The sequence below is a fragment of the Pseudomonas proteolytica genome, from assembly GCF_007858275.1.
Taxonomy (GTDB): domain Bacteria; phylum Pseudomonadota; class Gammaproteobacteria; order Pseudomonadales; family Pseudomonadaceae; genus Aquipseudomonas; species Aquipseudomonas proteolytica.
The window spans coordinates 1-539 of sequence record NZ_VFEV01000103.1 but is presented as its reverse complement, the minus strand read 5'-3'; the positions used below and the strand labels follow the sequence as shown (position 1 = coordinate 539).

Annotated in this window: 2 tRNA genes and 1 rRNA gene; all 3 read left to right on the top strand. The window is 46.9% G+C overall.

Features of this window, described 5'->3' with window-relative positions:
- Positions 1 to 64 (top strand): 16S ribosomal RNA (locus FIV38_RS29900); the annotation flags it as partial.
- Between the two features lie 82 nt (positions 65 to 146).
- Positions 147 to 223: transfer RNA gene (locus tag FIV38_RS29895), tRNA-Ile, on the top strand.
- 30 nt (positions 224 to 253) lie between these two features.
- Positions 254 to 329 (top strand) — tRNA-Ala (locus tag FIV38_RS29890).
- The last annotated feature ends 210 nt before the right edge of the window (positions 330 to 539 follow it).

Genomic DNA, 539 nt, shown 5'->3' with positions numbered 1-539 from the left:
CATGACTGGGGTGAAGTCGTAACAAGGTAGCCGTAGGGGAACCTGCGGCTGGATCACCTCCTTAATCGACGACATCAGCTGCTCCATAAGTTCCCACACGAATTGCTTGATTCATTGAAGAAGACGAAAAGAAGCAGCCCGAAATTGGGTCTGTAGCTCAGTTGGTTAGAGCGCACCCCTGATAAGGGTGAGGTCGGCAGTTCGAATCTGCCCAGACCCACCAATTTTGTGTGGGAAACGCCTGTAGAAATACGGGGCCATAGCTCAGCTGGGAGAGCGCCTGCCTTGCACGCAGGAGGTCAACGGTTCGATCCCGTTTGGCTCCACCACTACTGCTTCTGTTTGTATAAAGCTTAGAAATGAGCATTCCATCGTTGTGATGGTGAATGTTGATTTCTAGTCTTTGACTAGTTCGTTCTTTAAAAATTTGGGTATGTGATAGAAAGATAGACTGAACGTTACTTTCACTGGTAACGGATCAGGCTAAGGTAAAATTTGTGAGTTCTCTTAGTTGAGAAATTCGAATTTTCGGCGAATGT